Annotated in this window: 15 protein-coding genes and 1 pseudogene; 6 read left to right on the top strand and 10 right to left on the bottom strand. The window is 39.3% G+C overall.

Annotation, left to right across the window (positions count from 1 at the left end):
* Window positions 1-4 precede the first annotated feature (4 nt).
* The 4 genes from CXY28_RS05260 to glyS are packed head-to-tail and all read right to left on the bottom strand — an operon-like array spanning window position 5 to window position 7,530.
* On the bottom strand, window positions 5-3,064 hold the full coding sequence (locus CXY28_RS05260) for an efflux RND transporter permease subunit (protein ID WP_198542622.1): 3,060 nt from the start codon (window positions 3,062-3,064) through the stop codon (window positions 5-7).
* Window positions 3,064-4,143: an efflux RND transporter periplasmic adaptor subunit gene (locus CXY28_RS05255; protein WP_100979817.1), complete on the bottom strand. Its 1,080-nt coding sequence runs from the start codon at window positions 4,141-4,143 to the stop codon at window positions 3,064-3,066. Before CXY28_RS05255 ends, CXY28_RS05260 begins: the two co-directional genes overlap by 1 nt.
* Entirely contained in the window at window positions 4,140-5,435 is a 1,296-nt protein-coding gene (locus tag CXY28_RS05250) for a TolC family protein (protein WP_198542621.1), read from the bottom strand. Before CXY28_RS05250 ends, CXY28_RS05255 begins: the two co-directional genes overlap by 4 nt.
* Window positions 5,425-7,530, bottom strand: a complete 2,106-nt coding sequence (gene glyS / locus CXY28_RS05245) for a glycine--tRNA ligase subunit beta (protein WP_100979815.1) — start codon at window positions 7,528-7,530, stop codon at window positions 5,425-5,427. The genes CXY28_RS05250 and glyS overlap by 11 nt, the downstream gene beginning before the upstream one ends.
* Before the next feature lie 113 nt (window positions 7,531-7,643).
* Between glyS and CXY28_RS05240 the strand changes: the two genes are divergently transcribed.
* From CXY28_RS05240 to gatC, 3 genes are read left to right on the top strand one after another with little or no spacing between them, the layout of a single operon-like run.
* On the top strand, window positions 7,644-8,723 hold the full coding sequence (locus CXY28_RS05240; protein ID WP_100979813.1) for a hypothetical protein: 1,080 nt from the start codon (window positions 7,644-7,646) through the stop codon (window positions 8,721-8,723).
* Window positions 8,724-8,735: 12 nt separating this feature from the next.
* Window positions 8,736-10,211: a 2,3-bisphosphoglycerate-independent phosphoglycerate mutase gene (gpmI, locus tag CXY28_RS05235; RefSeq protein ID WP_100979810.1), complete on the top strand. Its 1,476-nt coding sequence runs from the start codon at window positions 8,736-8,738 to the stop codon at window positions 10,209-10,211.
* A 14-nt stretch (window positions 10,212-10,225) separates the two neighbouring features.
* Window positions 10,226-10,507, top strand: a complete 282-nt coding sequence (gatC, locus tag CXY28_RS05230; RefSeq protein WP_100957300.1) for an Asp-tRNA(Asn)/Glu-tRNA(Gln) amidotransferase subunit GatC — start codon at window positions 10,226-10,228, stop codon at window positions 10,505-10,507.
* Between the two features lie 113 nt (window positions 10,508-10,620).
* Here the strand turns inward: gatC and CXY28_RS05225 are convergent, their stop codons facing one another.
* Window positions 10,621-11,931: an adenosylmethionine--8-amino-7-oxononanoate transaminase gene (locus CXY28_RS05225; protein ID WP_100979808.1), complete on the bottom strand. Its 1,311-nt coding sequence runs from the start codon at window positions 11,929-11,931 to the stop codon at window positions 10,621-10,623.
* 129 nt (window positions 11,932-12,060) lie between these two features.
* On the opposite strand from CXY28_RS05225, the gene CXY28_RS05220 reads away from it, so the two are divergent.
* The 3 genes from CXY28_RS05220 (at window position 12,061) to ftsZ (ending at window position 16,307) form a co-directional block, all read left to right on the top strand.
* Window positions 12,061-13,524 carry a peptidylprolyl isomerase gene (locus tag CXY28_RS05220; RefSeq protein WP_100979847.1) on the top strand — a complete coding sequence of 488 codons (1,464 nt, stop codon included), beginning with the start codon at window positions 12,061-12,063 and terminating at the stop codon, window positions 13,522-13,524.
* A 15-nt stretch (window positions 13,525-13,539) separates the two neighbouring features.
* Window positions 13,540-15,021 carry a cell division protein FtsA gene (gene ftsA, locus CXY28_RS05215; RefSeq protein WP_100979806.1) on the top strand — a complete coding sequence of 494 codons (1,482 nt, stop codon included), beginning with the start codon at window positions 13,540-13,542 and terminating at the stop codon, window positions 15,019-15,021.
* A gap of 128 nt (window positions 15,022-15,149) precedes the next feature.
* Window positions 15,150-16,307, top strand: coding sequence for a cell division protein FtsZ (ftsZ, locus tag CXY28_RS05210; RefSeq protein WP_000233623.1), 1,158 nt, complete (start codon window positions 15,150-15,152; stop codon window positions 16,305-16,307).
* Window positions 16,308-16,756: 449 nt separating this feature from the next.
* Here the strand turns inward: ftsZ and CXY28_RS08765 are convergent.
* The 5 genes and pseudogenes from CXY28_RS08765 to CXY28_RS09035 form a co-directional block, all read right to left on the bottom strand.
* Window positions 16,757-16,952, bottom strand: a pseudogene (locus CXY28_RS08765) (hypothetical protein); the annotation flags it as partial.
* A 189-nt stretch (window positions 16,953-17,141) separates the two neighbouring features.
* Window positions 17,142-17,273: a hypothetical protein gene (locus tag CXY28_RS08900; protein WP_258233626.1), complete on the bottom strand. Its 132-nt coding sequence runs from the start codon at window positions 17,271-17,273 to the stop codon at window positions 17,142-17,144.
* Window positions 17,274-17,321: 48 nt separating this feature from the next.
* A complete protein-coding gene (gene mscS, locus CXY28_RS05200) occupies window positions 17,322-18,146 on the bottom strand; it encodes a small-conductance mechanosensitive channel MscS (protein WP_100977797.1) in 825 nt (274 codons plus the stop codon).
* A 134-nt stretch (window positions 18,147-18,280) separates the two neighbouring features.
* Window positions 18,281-18,472: a hypothetical protein gene (locus CXY28_RS08680; protein WP_080218789.1), complete on the bottom strand. Its 192-nt coding sequence runs from the start codon at window positions 18,470-18,472 to the stop codon at window positions 18,281-18,283.
* Between the two features lie 136 nt (window positions 18,473-18,608).
* Complete coding sequence (locus CXY28_RS09035) at window positions 18,609-18,803, bottom strand: hypothetical protein (RefSeq protein ID WP_416136688.1); 195 nt, start codon at window positions 18,801-18,803, stop codon at window positions 18,609-18,611.
* Window positions 18,804-18,832: the final 29 nt, after the last annotated feature.

Below are 18,832 nucleotides of genomic sequence, written 5' to 3'. Positions count from 1 at the left end.
TCCCTTAATTGATTTTAATCTTTTTAGCGATGAGCATAAACATAGGCGGTAGTAAGAGTAAGGTTAGAGCGCTTGAGGTAACCAAGCCTCCAAGCACCACGATCGCTAAAGGTTTTTGGACTTCTGATCCTACGCTATGAGAAAATAATAAAGGGAGCAAACCCAAACCGGCAATGCAAGCGGTCATTAAAACCGGTCTCAAACGCCTTTTAGCGCCCAATAAAACGCATTCTTCTACGCTTTTTCCTTGCAAGAGAAGCTCTTTAAAATAGCCTATCATCACCACGCCATTTAAAACCGCAATCCCAAAAAGAGCGATAAAGCCCACGCTCGCTGGCACGGAAATATACTCCCCTACCGCAAACAACGCAATAAGACCTCCGGTAACCGCAAAAGGGATATTCAAAAGAATGAGCAAGGCTAAAGGAATGCTTTTAAAAGTGAAAAAAAGAATGAAAAAAATCGCTAAGATGCTTAAAGGGATAACGGTAGAAAGCCTTTTATTGGCCCGTTGCTGGTTTTCAAACTGCCCCCCATAAGTGATATAGTAGCTAGGAGGGAGCTTGATGTTTTGAGCGATCACTTTTTTAGCCTCTTCTACAAAGGAATTCAAATCGCGCCCCACCACATTACTGCGAACCACGCTCATGCGCATTGAATTTTCACGCACGATAGAAACAGGGCCATCCACTTCTTCAATTTTGGCGATAGAAGTGATAGGCACTAAAACGCCATATTTGGAAGTCAAGGCTAAACTTTTGATTTTAGTGATAGAGCTTGCAAAATCGCTCTCTTGGCGGATCATCACTGGCGTGCGTGAAATCCCTGTAGGGATCACATCTACAACTAAGCCCTCTAAAGCGGATTTTAAAAACTTGGAAAATTCATCGCTAGTGATCCCCACATTCGCCATCGCTTCTTTATTAGGGGTTACATACAAATAATTCACGCCCTCATTGAGCATGGTTAAAACTTCACTAGAGCCTTTAATCCCTTTTAAAGCTTGCGCGATTTGAAAACTCAACTCGTTTAAGGTGCTAATATCATCTCCAAAAATCTTAACCGCTAAATCCCCCCTAACCCCTGTAAGCATTTCAGAAATCCTCATTTCAATGGGTTGGGTGAAAGAAAAGTTAATCCCCTTAAAGTCTTTTAAAGAATCCATGATTTTTTCTAATAATTCATCTTTGGTTTTAACGCTCCATTCTTTTTTAGGAATAAAGGAAATAAAAGTATCGGTTTGATTCAATCCCCCCAAATCCAGCCCCAATTCATCGCTCCCTGTGCGCGCGACAATGCTTTTAACTTCCTTGACATGCTTTTTAATCGCGCTCTCAATGTTTAACATGAGATCTTTAGATTGATCTAAAGAAATAGAAGGGGTGGTTTCCACGCTCAAAACCACATCGCCCTCATCTAAAGCGGGCATGAAATTCTTCCCCACAAAAGGGAATAAAGAAAGGCTTGCGATTAAAAAAACAAACGCTCCTAAAATCACTTTTTTAGGGTTATGCACAAAAAATTCCAATAAAGGGGCGTAGATTTTATTTAAAAACCTCGTTAAAAAGGTTTCGCTATGGGGCGTGGCTTTTAAGACAAGAGAGCTGACTACAGGAATGATAGTGATGGATAAAACTAAAGTGCCTAAAAGCGCATACACAATGCTTTGCGCTAAAGGCCTAAACATCTTGCCCTCTAACCCCTGCAAGGTTAGAATCGGCACAAAAAACACAATAATAATCACCACCCCGCTCACCACTGAAACGGCGATTTCTTTGCAAGAGCGATAGATCGCATGGAGTTTAGTGGTTTTAGTGTTAGCACTCAATTTTTCAAAAGCGTTTTCCACCACCACCACGGCTGAATCAATGAGCATGCCTATAGCGATAACCAACCCCCCTAAACTCATCAAATTTAAAGTCAGATCGCTAAACTTGATAAAAATAAACGCCACGGACAAGCTTAAGGGTAAAATCACCCCCACAGCCACGCTCGCCCTCAAATTCCCTAAAAATAAAAAGAGCGTGATGATAATTAAAACAACGGCTTCAATGAGGGTTTTAGAAACAGTGGCAATGGCTTTTTGCGTGAATTCTGAGCGATCATAAAAAACATTAATGGACACGCCGCTCGGTAAAAGGGGTTTTAATTCTTCTAATTTTTGATACACTTGAGTGATGATTTCTTTGGTGTTGGCTTCTTTTAAAGAAAGCACTAAGCCCTCTGTGGTCTCGCCCACGCCATCTTTAGTGACAAACCCCAAACGGGTGCGAGACTGGCTGATGACTTTTGCAAAATCCTTAATGTGCAAATGCCCTAAATTAGTGGAAACGGTGATTTTGCCAATGTCTTCCAAACTCAAAGAAGCGGTTTGGATTTTGACTAAAAAGGTTTCGCCATCTCTATCCACGCGCCCCGCTCCGCTGTTTCTTAAATTCACTCTCACAGCCGATTCTAAATCAGAAATACTCACCCCAAGCCTTGCCATGTCATTAAAATCCGGCACGATCACAAACGCCCTGCTAAAGCCTCCAATAGAATTGACATCCGCCACACCGCTAATCATTCTTAATTGCGGGCGGATCACAAAGTCTAAAAGCTGTCGTTTTTCTATCTCAGTGATATTGCCATCAATGGTGAACATAAAGATGTCTGATAGCGGCGTAACAATGGGCGCCATGCCCCCCTCAACCCCCACGGGTAAATCTTTCATCACGCTGCTCAAGCGTTCATTAACAATGTTTCTCGCTAAATAAATATCCACGCTGTCATCAAAATCTATCGTGATGTCTGAAATAGAATATTTTGAAATACTTCTTAAAGATTTTTGCCCTTTTAGCCCTAAAAGCTCCAATTCTAAAGGGCGCACGATGTTGTTTTCCATTTCTTCAGGGCTAGAGCCGGGGAGTTTTAAAATGATTTTAACTTGAGTGGGCGAAATATCCGGGAAAGCATCTACTGGAGTGTGGATAAAACTATAAGTCCCAAAAAACAAAACAAGAATCGCGCCAACAATCACGATTATTCGCTGGCGTAAGGAAAATTCAATAATGGAAGCGAGCATTATTCTTCCCCTAAATTGTTGATCATGCCTTTTAACCCTATCAATGACCCCACTGCCACGCTGTCATTAGGGTGTAAATTTTGAGCGTTCACGATAAAAATCTTGCTGCGTTCTTCTAAAACTTGAACCACCACAGGCCTAAAACCTTTAGGCGTTCTCACAAACACCAGGTAATCCTTTCCGTTTCTGATTAAAGCGTTTGAAGGGATTAAAACCGAGTCTTTGGGTTGAGAGCCTTGAATATACATTTCTACCATTTCCCCCACATGGTAATTGCCCTCATCTAATAAGGCGGTGGCTAAAATCGTGTTAGATCCTTTGTCTAAAACCACCGAAACGCTTTGGATCTTCCCGATTTTTTCCCCCTCTTCATTATAGACCGGCGAATCTCTTTTAATGGATTTAGAAACGCCTACAGGCAATTTGATTTGAGCGATCAAATCATCGCTTTTTGAAATACGCACATAGCTAGTGAAAGCTAAAATCTTCTCGCCCACATTTTTAGGCGCTAACGCCAAAAGACCGCTATCGCTAGCCACAATCCTAAAACCATAATGCCCTTTAGGGTTTTTGGGATCCACGCCAAAGCTTTTAAACGCGCTCTCTAATTGTTCCACCTTTAAGCCCATTTCTTCACTGGCTAGAAAGCTCGTTTGATACTCCCTTTTAGGGATCACTCCAGCCCTATAAAGCTCTAAATCTTTTTTAGTGATATCTTTAGCGATTTTTAATTTATTTTGGTTGTTTTGCAATTCAAAATACAAATTGCTCAAATCAATAGAGCTCACTTCACAGATCGCATCTCCAGCCTTCACCTGCTCGCCCTCTCTTTTATAAACCGCAACCACAGACGCATCAAAACTCAAGCTCTGCACCACAGAACTCTTGCTATCAAAATCAATATAAGCGTTAAAAGGAAGCCCTTTACTGAAAATCTCTTTATCTAATTTAATCACCTTTAACCCCATGGGTTGCAAGTTTTTTTCTTCTAAAACAATTTCTGGATACTCTTTAGCCTCCAAAGAAACACCCATTGAAAAAACGCCCATTAACATAAGCCACAATAACGCTCGTTTCAATGCAATTCTCCTAATCTGGTCAAACTCTCCCCTAAAGTCTCTTCTAAAAGCGCGCTAATATCAATGTATTCAATCTTCGCTTCCGCCAGAGTAATAAGAGCGTCCATGTAAGAATTTTGATAAATCAAGTATTCAAAAAGCCCGATTTTTTGAGCTTCATAAGCGATGCGCCCCATTTCCATCAAACGCTTCTTATTGGCAATGGCTTCTTTTTGGGTTTCAATGTATGCTTCTTTGGTTTTGAGCTGGTTTAAGTAGGAGTTGGCGTTGATTCTAATGTTTCGTTTCATCACTTCATTTTGCGCGAGCGTCCCGCTTTGCAAATCCAAGAATTTACGCTTTTGATAGATATTTTTAGGCGTTACCGGTAAAGGGATACGCACTTCTACAGAAAGATTAGTTGAAGAGTTATAGCTTTCAGAGCCAATCCCGAATTCAAATGCATTAAACACATCTCTATTAGCCAATTTCGCATTCACCTGATAATCTTTAGCCGTCAAATCCAAAATATCCACATACAACGAGCGATCCAATTTAAACTTTAAAGCTTCAGGCTCTAAATGCACGTATTCAAAATCCAAACCGATCACCTTGACATCATGCAAATGGTTTAAATAAGTGTCAAAATGCGCCCCCTCTTTGACCGGCTCCACAATCGCTAGCATCGTGTCTAGCATTTTTTCTAAATCTATGAGTTTGGTTTCCACATTGGTTTTAGCGAGTTTGGATTCCAAATAAGAATTATTAAAGTTGATATAGTCCTTTTCGCTCATGCTACCGGCTTTGACTTTTTCTTTAGCGATTTTGAGCTGCGAATAAAAATTCGCTTCTCGTTGCACATACACCTGATACTTTTCTTTAGTCATCACGTAAGTCAAATAAAGGCGTTTAGCGCCAATAAAAGCGAGATTTTTATTTAATTGATAGCTTTTATCGTATTGAATGGTTTTAATAGAAAGGCTTTTGGATAAAAGCGAACTCACCCATGGGAGCTTGGGTCTTACTATTAAAAGGGTTCTGGGTTGCGCTTCTATAATGCCTTGGAAGTTTTTCACCATAGAAGTTTCATTATCAATATAGGGAAAATCCCATGCATTGATTGAACGCTGTTCGTTCAAACGGCTTTTAAAATCGGCTTTTTTACCGATCAGTTCCATAGAATTGGTTTCCACTTCTTTAAAAAACTCTTGTAGGGTAAAGGTTTTCGCATCAAGTGCACCCACACCGCTTATTAAAAAAGCTACCCCCAAACAAAAACGCTGGACTTTGCGTTTGAAAAAATTAAATCGCAATTTCTTTAATATCCCCAATCTCTAAGAAACTTTGATACACGCCCCACAAGAAATTTTTACGATTTTTTTGGATTTCTATGTCTTTATCCATGACCAGCACGCTTTTAAAATATTCTTCTAAAGGTGCATGCAAACCAAAATAAGCCTCTATTTTGCTATCCAAACTCTCAAAAGCGCTCGTTTTGATCGCATTGAACGCTTCAAAAAGGGCATGCTCTTGCGATTCTTTGAAAAGACTCGTAGAAAACCCGCTTAATTCGTTAGGGTTTCTGTCTTTATTGATATTGGCTAGGCGTTTGAAAGCGCTAAAAAGCAACTCTTTTTTTTGAGCGTTCTTAGGATCGTCTAAAAAGCGTTTTAAGGCTTTGACTTTTTGAATGATTTTAACAATGTCTCGCTCGTTGGTGTTTAACACGCTCCTTATAATAGAGGGGTTACAATCTATTAAATTATGAAAGCGCTCCAGTAAAAACTTCTCTAAAATCTCTAAATCAAAGCTTTGATAAACGCCCACTTTTTCAAAGAGGTTTTTCAAATCCGCTTTCAAATCAAATTCTAACCCGTAATGCGCGATGATTTTCAACAGCCCAAAACTCAAGCGCCTTAAAGCAAAAGGATCTTTAGAACCGCTAGGGATTTTACCCGCGCTAAAAAGAGAAAACAGGCTGTCTAATTTCAAGCTCAAAGCCACGATCGCACTAAAAACGCTAGAGGGCAAGGGAGCGTTTTCGCTTGCGGGCAAATACTGCTCTTTCAAGCTCAAGGCGACTAACTCGTTTTCGTTTTGTTTTAAAGCGTAGTAATAGCCCATGATCCCTTGAAGCTCGCTAAATTCATACACCACTTCACTAAGTAAATCCGCCTTAGCGATTTGAACGGCTCGGCCAACTAACTCAAGGGCTTTTTCTAAAGGCATGTTTAAAGATGAAAGATATTTTTGCGTCAAGTATTGAGCGATGGTTGATTCGCGCTCCATTTTATCCTTTAAAGTCCCTAAACCTTGCACAAAAACCACGCTCTCTAAAGGGGCGTTATCTAAGGGCTTTTTGAGATCGTTTTCATAAAAGAAAACCGCATCGCTCAAGCGGGCTTTTAAAACCTTTTGGTTGCCTGCAATGATTTTTTGCTTGTCTTTATTGATAGCGTTACTCACCACAACAAAGCCGTTGTGCAATGTTGGGCTTTCTTCTTGGCTTTTTTGACTAAAAACTGCAAAATAGCGTTGGTTTTCTTTCATGGAAGTGATGATGATTTCACTGGGCAATTTCAAAAACGCCTTGTCAAACTCCCCTAAAAGTGCACTAGGGTATTCCGTGATCGCTACAACCTCATCTAATAAATCCCTATCTATTTCTACGATGATGTGGTGCTTTGTTTCTAGCTCTTTAATTTCTTGTAAGATTTTAGCTTCGCGCTTTTTAGGATCTAAAATGACATGGTTTTTTTCTAAAACTTCAAAATACGCTTTAGGGCTATCCACTTGGATGAAATCAAAACTCTCTTGTCGGTGCGCTTTCGTGGCTTGCTTGGTTTTAAAGCCATACTCTTTGACTTCAATATCGTTAAAATTTTCCCCATTAAACAACACGCAAATATTATGAATGGGTCTGATAAAGCTTTTTTCCACATTACCCCAACGCATAGACTTCCCGAAATTCAAACCCTCTAAAAACTCTAACACAATGGGCATGATTAAGTCTTTTGTAGGCTCTTTTGCATGGATTTTAGCGTGATAAAGCACTTCTTTATTGTTTTTAAACGCTGTTTGGAAATGCTGGTGATCCTTTAACCCTAATTTTTGATAAAACCCTAAACCTAGAGCGTTCAACCCTTGCGTTTTATCTTGATGATTGCATGCGATTTTAACCGGAGGCCCAAAAAATTCCTCTTTAGTTTCTTGGGTTAAAAGAGGAAAGTCTTTAATGAACAAACACAAGCGCCTAGGGGTGTAAAAAACCTCTATAGTTCCCACTTCTAAAGCGCGTTTTTGAAAAAGAGCGTGGAGTTTTTTAGGCATTTCTTTATATTCATTCAATAACGCTTGTGCGGGCAATTCTTCAACCAAAATCTCTACTAACAATTCATCTGAATGCAAAATCTCAATTCTCCCTAAAAAACAAAATCACTATTAAGACTAAATCATGTTAGAATTATACTTGAATTTATTTTTAGTTTAGTTTATTTTTTAAATACAACAAGGTAGGCGTTTTGAAACATTTAACCCCACTCACTCACACCCTTTTTAAAGCCTTATGGCTAGGTGCAGCCTTAAGTGCATCTTTAAGCTTAGTTGCAGCAGAAAGCCCCACTAAAACAGAGCCTAAGCCCGCTAAGGGGGTTAAAAATAAGCCCAAATCGCCCGTTACTAAAGTCATGATGACCAATTGCGACAACATTAAAGATTTTAACGCTAAGCAAAAAGAAGTCTTAAAAGCCGCTTATCAATTCGGCTCTAAAGAAAATTTAGGCTATGAAATGGCAGGCATCGCATGGAAAGAATCATGCGCAGGGGTTTATAAAATCAATTTTTCCGATCCGAGCACGGGCGTGTATCATTCTTATATCCCAAGCGTTCTAAAAAGCTATGGGCATAACGATAGCCCCTTTTTGCGTAATGTGATGGGGGAATTGCTCATCAAAGACGATGCGTTTGCTTCTGAAGTGGCTTTAAAAGAGTTGCTCTATTGGAAAACACGCTACCATGACAATCTAAAAGACATGATTAAATCTTACAACAAGGGCAGTCGTTGGGAAAAAAACGAGAAGTCTAACGCCGAAGCTGAAAAATATTACGAAGAGATACAAGACAGGATCAGGCGTTTGAAAGAATCTAAAATCTTTGATTCGCAGTCCAGTAATGACCAAGAATTGCAAAAAAGCGCTAATAGTAACTTGGATTTAGACCCTATCGGCAACGCCATGCCCCAAACTTTAGCCACCCAAAAATCTCAAATAGAAAAATCTCAAATAGAGGAAACCCAAGCAGAAAAACCCCAAGAAATGAAAGAGGCAGCTAGCGAGCGAGCCATTAATAAGCCGCTAGAAAAAGAAAAAGATAAACCCATGTATTTCGCTCAAATCAATAACGCTGATTTCGCGCCCGCTAAAAAAAGCCCCAAAAAACCGGCTAAAGTGAGCCAAAAACGCTCCTTTAAGAATAACATTAAAAATAATGTAAAAAACAACGCCAAAACCGCTTCCAAAAAACAAGAAGTGTGCAAAAATTGCTCTCCAGGGCAAAGGAATGCGATTTTAGCCAACCACATCACTCTCATGCAAGAGCTTTAAAAAGTCCTAAAAATGGTGCAAAAAACTCTTTTGATTATCACTGATGGCATTGGGTATCGTAAAGATAGCGATCATAACGCTTTCTTTCATGCTAAAAAACCCACTTATGATTTGATGTTTAAAACCTTGCCTTATAGCCTGATTGATACGCATGGCTTGAGCGTGGGCTTACCTGAAGGGCAAATGGGGAATTCTGAAGTGGGGCATATGTGCATTGGGGCTGGTAGGGTGCTGTATCAGGATTTAGTCAAAATTTCTTTAAGCCTTCAAAACGATGGATTAAAAAACAACTCCGCTTTTTTAAACACGATCCAAAAAAGCCCTGTGGTGCATGTTATGGGTTTGATGAGCGATGGAGGCGTGCATTCACACATTGAGCATTTTATCGCTCTGGCTTTAGCGTGTGAAAAATCCCATAAAAAAGTCTGTCTGCATTTAATCACCGATGGGCGCGATGTCGCTCCTAAAAGCGCTTTAACCTACTTGGAACGAATGCAAAATATCTGCAATGAAAGCATTCAAATCGCTACCGTAAGCGGTCGTTTTTATGCGATGGATAGGGATAAGCGCTTTGAAAGGATTGAGCTTGCGTATAACAGCCTAATGGGGCTTAATCACACGCCTTTAAGCCCTAGCGAGTATATCCAAAGCCAGTACGATAAAAACATTACCGATGAATTTATCATGCCCGTTTGTTTTGAAAATTATTGCGGCATGCAAGATGGTGAAAGCTTTATTTTTATCAATTTCAGGAATGATAGGGCTAGAGAAATCGTGAGCGCTTTAGGCCAAAAGGAATTTAACAGCTTTAAGCGTCAAGCTTTTAAAAAACTCCATATCGCTACCATGACCCCTTATGACAACACTTTCCCCTACCCTGTTTTATTCCCTAAAGAAAGCGTTCAAAACACGCTCGCTGAAGTGGTGTCTCAACACAACCTGACCCAAAGCCATATCGCTGAAACTGAAAAATACGCGCATGTAACCTTTTTCATCAACGGCGGAGTGGAGACGCCTTTTAAAAATGAAAACCGAGTGCTTATCCAAAGCCCTAAAGTTACCACTTATGATTTAAAGCCTGAAATGAACGCTAAAGAAGTAACCCTTGCGGTGTTAGAGCAAATGAAACTAGGCACGGATTTGATCATTGTGAATTTTGCTAATGGCGATATGGTGGGGCATACGGGGAATTTTGAAGCGAGTATCAAAGCGGTAGAAGCAGTGGATGCATGTTTAGGAGAGATCCTTTCACTAGCGAAAAAATTGGATTACGCCATGCTTTTAACAAGCGATCATGGGAATTGCGAACGCATGAAAGATGAAAACCAAAACCCCTTAACCAACCACACCGCTGGGAGCGTGTATTGCTTTGTTTTAGGGAATGGAGTCAAATCCATTAAAAACGGAGCCTTAAACAATATCGCTAGCAGCGTGTTAAAACTCATGGGCCTTAAAGCCCCAGCAACGATGGACGAACCCCTATTTTAAACTAAAGGAAAAGAATGCAAATTGATGACGCATTATTGCAACGATTAGAAAAATTGAGCATGCTAGAGATTAAAGACGAACATAAAGAGAGCGTTAAAGGCCATTTAGCGGAGGTTTTAGGCTTTGTAGAAAACATTTTCGCTTTAGAAACTAGTGCGCTAAAAACAGATACAGAGCTATGCGCCCCTTTAAGAGAAGATGTGCCCAAAAGCCAACCCAACATAGCCAATGAGATTTTAAGCCAAAACAAACACAGCCAGGATCATTACTTCGTTGTGCCTAAAATCATTGAATAGGTTTTATTGAATGGGTTTTATATCAAGTTAAAAACTTTTGAAATCAAACAGACAGAAAAAGCTGTCGTTTGATCCAATTCAAGCTTTTTACTATTTTATTTTTAAAAACGCTTTCAGTCTTTTTTTAACTCATCAAGAATTTCCACTAACCCCGCAACCGCCTTTTTGACTTCTTCATGCGTGATAATATAAGGGGGCATGAGGTAAATGGTGTTGTTTAAAGGGCGCAATAACAGACCTTTGGTTAGAGCTTTTTTAAAAACCGCCAAACTCAAACGCTCTTTGGTTTGAATAAAGACTTCAAAGGCAAAGACCATGCCCAAATGCCTTAAATCAGACACCACTTGCTGCTCTATCAAGGGTTTTAATGCGTTTTGGAGCACGCTAAAAATAAACCCGCTTAAAGCCTTGTTCTTCTCAATAACATTTTCTTTTTCAAAAATATCCAGAGTGGCGTTCGCGCATGCGCATGCTAGGGCGTTTCCTGTGTAGCTGTGCGAATGCAAAAACGCTTTATTTTCTTCATAGGGAGCGTAAAATTGGTTATAGATTTCATTATGGGTCAATAGCGTGCTTAAAGGCAAATACCCCCCGCTAATCCCCTTAGACAAGCATAAAAAATCAGGCTCAATCCCGCATTGTTCATAAGCGAACATGCTCCCTGTGCGCCCAAACCCGGTAGCGATTTCATCAAAAATAATGTGGATGTTTTTTTGCTTGCATAATAAAACGGCTTGTTTTAAATATTTTGCGCTATAAATATGCATATTCCCTGCGCATTGCAAAAGAGGCTCTGCAATGAAGGCGCAAATTTCTTCATGATGCTTATCTAACAAACGCTTTAAAGCGTTCAAACTATTTTCTATTTCATTATCGTTTTTAGGCACGGGTGTGGTGAGATTTTTGAGTAATAGTGGGGTGTAAGTGTCTTTATAAAGTTTCACATCGCCCACGCTTAACGCTCCCAAAGTCTCGCCATGATAGGAATTAGAAAGCGATAAAAAAAGCTTTTTAGGGCGTGTTTGGTTTTTTAAAAAATGGGCGTGATAGCTCATTTTCAAAGCGATTTCAATGCAAGATGAGCCGTTATCCGCATAAAAGCATTTGTCCATATGAGTGAGCTGGCAAAGCCTTTGAGAAAGCGTAATAATGGGCTTATGGCTAAAAGAAGCCAAAAGGACATGCTCCAAACTATCAATTTGATTTTTGAGCTGTTGGCTGATGTAGGCGTTATTATGCCCAAAAAGATTCACCCACCATGAGCTGATTAAATCCATGTAAGCGTTATCATTAAAATCATAGAGATAAATCCCTTGAGCCTTTTTAATGGGGATAATGGGGAAATTTTGATGCTCTTGCATTTGCGAACAAGGGTGCCAAAGATACTCCAAATCCAAAGCGGCTAAATTTTCTTGAAAATTCATGTTAAAAACTCTCTATAATAAGGATAATTTTAATAACCTTTGGTTAAAATAAGGTTATTTGATTTTACTATAAGGTTGTTTAAACTTGAATTTCATATTTTTGATTTTTTAAAAGGGATTAGAGTTCTTATGATTGAATGGATGCAAAATCATAGAAAGTATTTAGTGGTTACAATATGGATAAGCACGATCGCTTTTATTGCTGCCGGAATGATAGGTTGGGGGCAATACAGCTTTTCTTTAGATAGCGATAGCGCTGCCAAAGTGGGACAGATTAAGATTTCTCAAGAAGAATTAGCCCAAGAATACCGCCGCCTTAAAGACGCGTACGCTGAGTCTATCCCTGATTTTAAGGAACTCACTGAAGATCAAATCAAAGCCATGCATTTGGAAAAAAGTGCTCTAGATTCGCTCATTAATCAAGCCTTATTGAGGAATCTCGCTTTAGATTTAGGGCTTGGCGCTACGAAGCAAGAAGTGGCGAAAGAAATCAGAAAAACGAGCGTTTTTCAAAAAGATGGTGTTTTTGATGAAGAATTGTATAAAAATATCTTAAAGCAAAGCCATTACCGCCCCAAGCATTTTGAAGAAAGCGTTGAAAGGCTTTTAATCCTTCAAAAAATCAGCGCTCTCTTCCCCAAAACCACTACCCCTTTGGAGCAATCCAGTTTATCGCTTTGGGCAAAATTGCAAGACAAATTAGACATTCTTATCCTGAACCCTAATGATGTTAAAATCTCTCTTAATGAAGAAGAGATGAAAAAATATTACGAGTCCCATAAAAAGGATTTTAAAAAGCCCACGAGCTTTAAAACACGCTCTTTATATTTTGACGCTAGTTTGGAAAAACCTGATTTGAAAGAATTGGAGGAATACTACCATAAAAACAAGGTGTCTTATTTGGATAAAGAGGGGAAATTACAGGATTTTAAAAGCGTTCAAGAGCAAGTCAAGCATGATTTAAGCATGCAAAAAGCGAATGAAAAAGCCTTAAGGAGCTATATCGCTCTAAAAAAAGCGAATGAGCAAAACTACACCACGCAAGATTTTGAAGAAAACAACTCCCCCTATACTGCTGAAATCACGCAAAAACTCACCGCTCTCAAGCCCCTTGAAATCCTAAAGCCAGAGCCTTTTAAAGATGGTTTTATTGTGGTGCAGCTCATCTCTCAAATTAAAGACGAATTGCAGAATTTTAATGAAGCCAAAAGCGCTCTTAAAACCCGCTTGACTCAAGAAAAAACCCTTATGGCGTTGCAGGCATTAGCTAAAGAAAAGCTTAAGGATTTTAAAGGCAAAAGCGTGGGCTATGTAAGCCCTAATTTTGGAGGCACTATTAGCGAACTTAACCAAGAAGAAAGCGCTAAGTTTATCAACACCCTTTTTAACCGCCAAGAAAAAAAGGGGTTTATTACTATTGGTAATAAAGTGGTGCTTTATCAAATCACAGAGCAAAATTTCAACCACTCCTTTAGTGCAGAAGAAAGCCAGTATATACAGCGTTTAGTCAATAACACTAAAACGGATTTTTTTGATAAAGCGTTGATAGAAGAATTGAAAAAACGCTATAAGATAGTCAAATACATTCAATAAATGCAAGGGGAAATCATGGAACATAAAGAAATCGTTATAGGGGTTGATATAGGCTCTAGAAAGATTTGTGCGATAGTGGCTGAATTTAAAGAAGGGATTTTGCGCATCATTGGCACAGCCCATCAAGACTCCAAAGAAATCAATTCAAAAGCCATTAAAAGAGGGCGTATCAATAGCCTTGCTCACGCTTCTAACGCCATTAAAGAAGTGATTAATAGCGCTAAAAAAATGGCAGGTTTGAACGCTGATGAAGACAGGAATAACCCCATTTCCTCCTTTAGAGAATCGTATTACCCTAAAACTAAAGCGATTGTTTCTTTTTCTGGGGCTTATACTGAAAGCATTAGAGATGTTACCGGTGTAGCTAGCACTAAAGACAATGTGGTAACCATTGATGAAATCAATCGCGCTATCAATAACGCATGCGCTAAAGCAGGCTTGGATAACGACAAACATATTTTGCATGCCCTCCCCTATCGCTTCACTTTAGACAAACAAGAAGTGAATGACCCTTTAGGGATGAGCGGGACTCGCTTGGAAGTTTTTATCCACATTGTCTATACAGAAAAAAACAACATTGAAAATTTAGAAAAAATCATGATCCAATCTGGAGTAGAGATTGAAAACATCGTGATCAATTCTTATGCAGCCTCGATTGCCACCTTGTCTAATGACGAAAGGGAATTGGGCGTGGCTTGCGTGGATATGGGCGGAGAGACATGCAACCTTACGATTTATAGCGGCAATTCCATACGCTATAACAAATACTTACCCATAGGCTCTCACCATTTAACCACGGATTTATCGCACATGCTCAACACCCCATTCCCTTACGCTGAAGAAGTTAAGATCAAATACGGGGATCTTTCTTTTGAAGGCGGAGAAGAAACGCCCCATCAAAATGTCCAAATCCCTACCACCGGCTCTGATGGTCATGAAAGCCATATTGTGCCGCTTAGTGAAATCCAAACTATCATGAGGGAAAGGGCTTTAGAAACTTTTAAAATCATCCACAGAAGCATTCAGGATAGCGGCTTAGAAGAGCATTTGGGCGGAGGCGTTGTGTTAACCGGTGGGATGGCTTTAATGAAAGGGATCAAAGAATTAGCCAGAACCCATTTCACTAATTACCCGGTGCGTTTGGCGGCCCCTGTGGAAAAATACAATATCATGGGCATGTTTGAAGACTTGAAAGATCCTCGCTTTTCAGTCGTGGTTGGCTTGATTTTATACAAAGCAGGGGGGCATACCAATTATGAAAGAGACTCTAAAGGGATTATCCGCTACCATGAAAGCGATGATTACACAAGAACAGCCCATCAATCAAGCCCTACCCCCCATATCCATCCATCGCCCACAGAAAGGAATTTGAGCGATTTAAAAGCCCCTAGCGCTCCTTTAAACACCGCTAAAAACGATGACTTCTTGCCTATAAAACCCACCGAACAAAAAGGTTTTTTTAAAAGTTTCCTTGATAAGATTTCTAAAATCTTTTAAGATACAGCCATTTCTTTATGCGATAAAAACGCCTTGATAGTTAAAAAGCCAGAAAACATGGTATAATCCTTTAGCTATTTATCAAAGTTTAAGATTTGCAAAAATCGTATCTCAAGGGGAATGTGGCTATGGTTCATCAATCAGAGATGGAAAATTATAATATTGGTCAAGCGAGCATTGAAGAAGTAAGCGATCCAGCTTATAAAGGGGCTAAGATTGTCGTCATCGGTGTTGGAGGTGGGGGGTCTAACATGATTAAACACCTGGTTGAATACGGCGTGCATCAAGATGTTACCCCCATTGCAACGAACACTGATGGCCAACATCTCAAAAACAATCCCGCTCCGGTTAAAATCCTTTTAGGCAAAGAGTCTACTGGAGGTTTAGGCGCTGGAGGGGTTCCTGATATTGGTAGGAAAGCCGCTGAAGAAAGTGCTAATGAAATTAGAGAAGCGATTAAGGACGCCAAATTAGTCATTGTCTCTACAGGGCTTGGAGGAGGGACTGGGACTGGAGCCACCCCTACTATCGTTAAAATCGCAAAAGAAGTGGGAGCGCTCACGATTGCTATCGTTACCAAGCCTTTCAAATACGAAGGGTCTCAAAAAAGCAAGAAAGCCGAAGAGGGGTTAAAGGAGTTGGAGCAATCTAGCGATTCTATTTTGGTTATCCCTAATGATAAAATTCTTTTGACCATGAAAAAAAACGCCAGCACCAAAGAATGCTATAAGGAAGTTGATGATGTCTTGGTTAGGGCTGTGAGTGGCATTTCTACGATCATCACTAAACCCGGTGATATTAATGTTGATTTTTCCGATTTAAAAAGCGCTCTTGGTTTTAAAGGCTTTGCGTTAATGGGTATTGGTGAGGCCACTGGCGAAGAATCCGCTAAATTAGCGGTGGAAAATGCGATCCAATCGCCTCTTCTTGATGACGCTTCTATTGATGGGGCTAAGAGCATTATTGTCTTTTTTGAGCACCACCCTGATTATCCTATGTATGCTTATTCTCAAGCTTGCATATCTATTCAAGAACGAGCCAATCAAGATGTTGATGTTAAGTTTGGCCAACACACGAGCGAGAGTATCCCCATTGATCATGTGCGCGTTACTATCATTGCAACCGGTGCTGAAAGAAACAGCGGTGGAGCGGGTTTGGAATCTATCGCTACGCCCTCTCAGCCTGTGGTGAAACAAACAAGAAAAGTGGGTAATAGCGATTTTTTAAGAATCCCCACTGAAGAAGAACTATCCACACCCACAGCCATAAGAATCCAGCAAGATTAATTGCAAATCTCGCTTTCCCCCTATTTTTATAGGGTCATAATAAAGCGGTTTGTTGGGTTTGCTCTCATCTATTTTTTAGAATCAAATTAAAAAGCTTTGATTTTAAAGCTTTGATTTTCGGTGTGTTAGCTTTTAGAGCGTTTGGGGGTTTTTAAAAACACTTAGAGGGGAATATCCCAAAAACACCCCCTGGTTAATGAAACGCTAGAAACCCATTTGGCAAAAACCAAGAGCTTTAATGTTTGCGTAAATTCATAAACTCCGTTATAGATTTGGTAAGTCAATGCATTTTTACTTTGATTGAGCTTCACATCTCATCAAATACAGATTATTTTTCCCATCAAAATAATTGATAATAGCAGTGATTTTATCAGACAAGTCATCACTTTCTTTGGTAATCTTTTTTCAAGAAATCGCACGCATCAGTGAAAAACTCTCGCTCATTAGTTTTATGAGTTTTCTAACACGCTCGCAACAAGACCAACGCTTACGCTCTTACCTTGTGATAGAGCGTTAGAGATTTTAATGATTTCAAGGTTTTGTTTCGCGCTCAATCTATACCTTACTCAAATTCCGCTTCTCATAGTCTCGGCTTTTAATGGTTTCTTTTTCTTATTTACTCATCTCATCAATGGTTCTGACTTTAGAGCCTTCAATTCTTTCTAAAAATCATAGTTTAGTAACAATTTGCTAGAGCTAACCACTCTACCACTTGCACTATACTTTAACGCTGACTTTTTCTTATCATACTCTTTTAGTTGGGCTGATAGGGGTTGGTTAGAATTGACAGAGATTTTAAAGAGAGATAGTTGGCTTCTAGCTTCCTTGTATTCCTTAAAGGCGGGCATCAATGAGAGATGATAACGAATGAGTATGGATACGACCTTTTTCGCTATCCAATAAGTTAGACTGGGTGCGTTTAGAATTATTAGCACCGATGAAAAGGTTTTTAAAATCGCTTGACATGGGTTATCCTTTAAAATCAATCACCATAATCAACGCATCTCACACCAATCACTTAGAAGAGTCTTGATTTTTAATAGCAATATCTAGCTTGTTGAAAGGGATTTCAATGTGGTTAGCGTCTAGGGCGTTTTTGATGCGTTCAATGAGTTCGCTCCTCACATTAAAGATCCCATCTTCAATCTTTGCCCAAACCCTAATGGTGAAATTCAATGAACTTTGTCCAAAATCCGTGATCCCAATAAAAATGGGCATGTTTTTATCAATTTTTTCCATTGAGTCAATAACATCTTTTATAGTTTTATGCACCAGTTCAATATCGCTCCCATACCCTACCCCACAGACCCATTCAATGCGCCGACACGCCGTGTTATTGCTATTAATAATATTAGAATTAGCGACACTTCTATTAGGCAAAACCGCCAAGCGCCCGTCATGCAAGCGTAAAGAAGTGTTAAAAAAATTAAGCGCTTCTACTTTGCCCTCTAGGCCAGAGATTTCAATGATGTCTCCTTTTTTGAAAGGGTGTAAAATAATAAGGATTATCCCTCCAGCAATGCTTGAGAGGTAATCTTTTAAAGCCAACGCCACCGCAATCCCCACCGTTCCTAAAACAGTGATAATAGAGGTGGTTTGCACGCCTAGCGTGCTGAGCGCAATGATTGTGGTGATGATAAGGATTAAGATAAAAGTAACCTGCGCGACAAAATTCGCTAAAATCTCATCCTTTTTGGATAAAAGCTTCATGGTTTTGTTCCGTAAGAAAAACGAAAAATAAAAACCTATACAAAAGACAACAATAGCCTTGATTAAGATTATCCCAAAATGCTTTGCCTGCGGAAAAAAATCCACTAACAGCGTTTTAATTTCATCCATAAATCTTTCCTTGCAAATCACAAAATCGCTAAAAGAGACAAGATAACTTACCCTTATGTAGCTAATTTTGACATGTTAGCATGTTTAGGACTAACCTTATTACCACAACTCAAACGCTCAACCCAATGCCAGTGTCAAATTGATTGGCTTTTAGCACGCTGTCTAATGAAAAAGGGTTTTTTAGTGTTGAATCTAGAGATTACTTTACGCACACCCCCTACTTGATGACTACCGCTTACTTTATGGCAATGGTTACCCCCTAGCTTGGCTTTAATGGATTTTATCGTTACGCTATCAACAGATACCGCTCTATAAAATTTTCGCATAAAAGCTATGGTGTGTTTAAAAGCCTCTGAGTAATTCTTTAAGAACTTAGGGGAGTTGGGGCTTTCTCAATTTTGGTCAATGTTGATGCGGTTAGTAATCTTAATTTTTTGACCCTTTTTATAAGGCTTATAACCTTCACCCTTCCTTTTTCTCAAAGAATAAAAGAATAAAAGAATAAAAGAATAAAAGAATAAAAGAATAAAAGAATAAAAGAATAAAAGAATAAAAGAATAAAACAATAAAAAAACTTAAACAAAATAAGCAAACAAAAACCTTTGAATAAAACATTAACCACCAAACAAACCAAACAAACAAAAACAAGCAATCAATAATGAAATTAAATAAAAAGCAAGACTAAA

This window comes from Helicobacter pylori (assembly GCF_002832345.1).
GTDB lineage: Bacteria > Campylobacterota > Campylobacteria > Campylobacterales > Helicobacteraceae > Helicobacter > Helicobacter pylori_CP.
The sequence above is the reverse complement of the archived record's forward strand: the minus strand, read 5'-3'. Positions and strand labels throughout refer to the sequence as shown.

What these genes read in the sequence shown, in the direction of transcription:
- CXY28_RS05260 (WP_198542622.1), bottom strand. Translation starts at nt 3,064, where the DNA reads ATGCTCGCTTCCATTATTGAATTTTCCTTACGCCAGCGAATAATCGTG.
- ftsA (WP_100979806.1), top strand. Translation starts at nt 13,540, where the DNA reads ATGGAACATAAAGAAATCGTTATAGGGGTTGATATAGGCTCTAGAAAG.
- gatC (WP_100957300.1), top strand. Translation starts at nt 10,226, where the DNA reads ATGCAAATTGATGACGCATTATTGCAACGATTAGAAAAATTGAGCATG.
- ftsZ (WP_000233623.1), top strand. Translation starts at nt 15,150, where the DNA reads ATGGTTCATCAATCAGAGATGGAAAATTATAATATTGGTCAAGCGAGC.
- gpmI (WP_100979810.1), top strand. Translation starts at nt 8,736, where the DNA reads ATGGTGCAAAAAACTCTTTTGATTATCACTGATGGCATTGGGTATCGT.
- mscS (WP_100977797.1), bottom strand. Translation starts at nt 18,146, where the DNA reads ATGGATGAAATTAAAACGCTGTTAGTGGATTTTTTTCCGCAGGCAAAG.
- CXY28_RS08680 (WP_080218789.1), bottom strand. Translation starts at nt 18,472, where the DNA reads ATGCGAAAATTTTATAGAGCGGTATCTGTTGATAGCGTAACGATAAAA.
- CXY28_RS05225 (WP_100979808.1), bottom strand. Translation starts at nt 11,931, where the DNA reads ATGAATTTTCAAGAAAATTTAGCCGCTTTGGATTTGGAGTATCTTTGG.
- CXY28_RS05220 (WP_100979847.1), top strand. Translation starts at nt 12,061, where the DNA reads ATGATTGAATGGATGCAAAATCATAGAAAGTATTTAGTGGTTACAATA.
- CXY28_RS08900 (WP_258233626.1), bottom strand. Translation starts at nt 17,273, where the DNA reads ATGTCAAGCGATTTTAAAAACCTTTTCATCGGTGCTAATAATTCTAAA.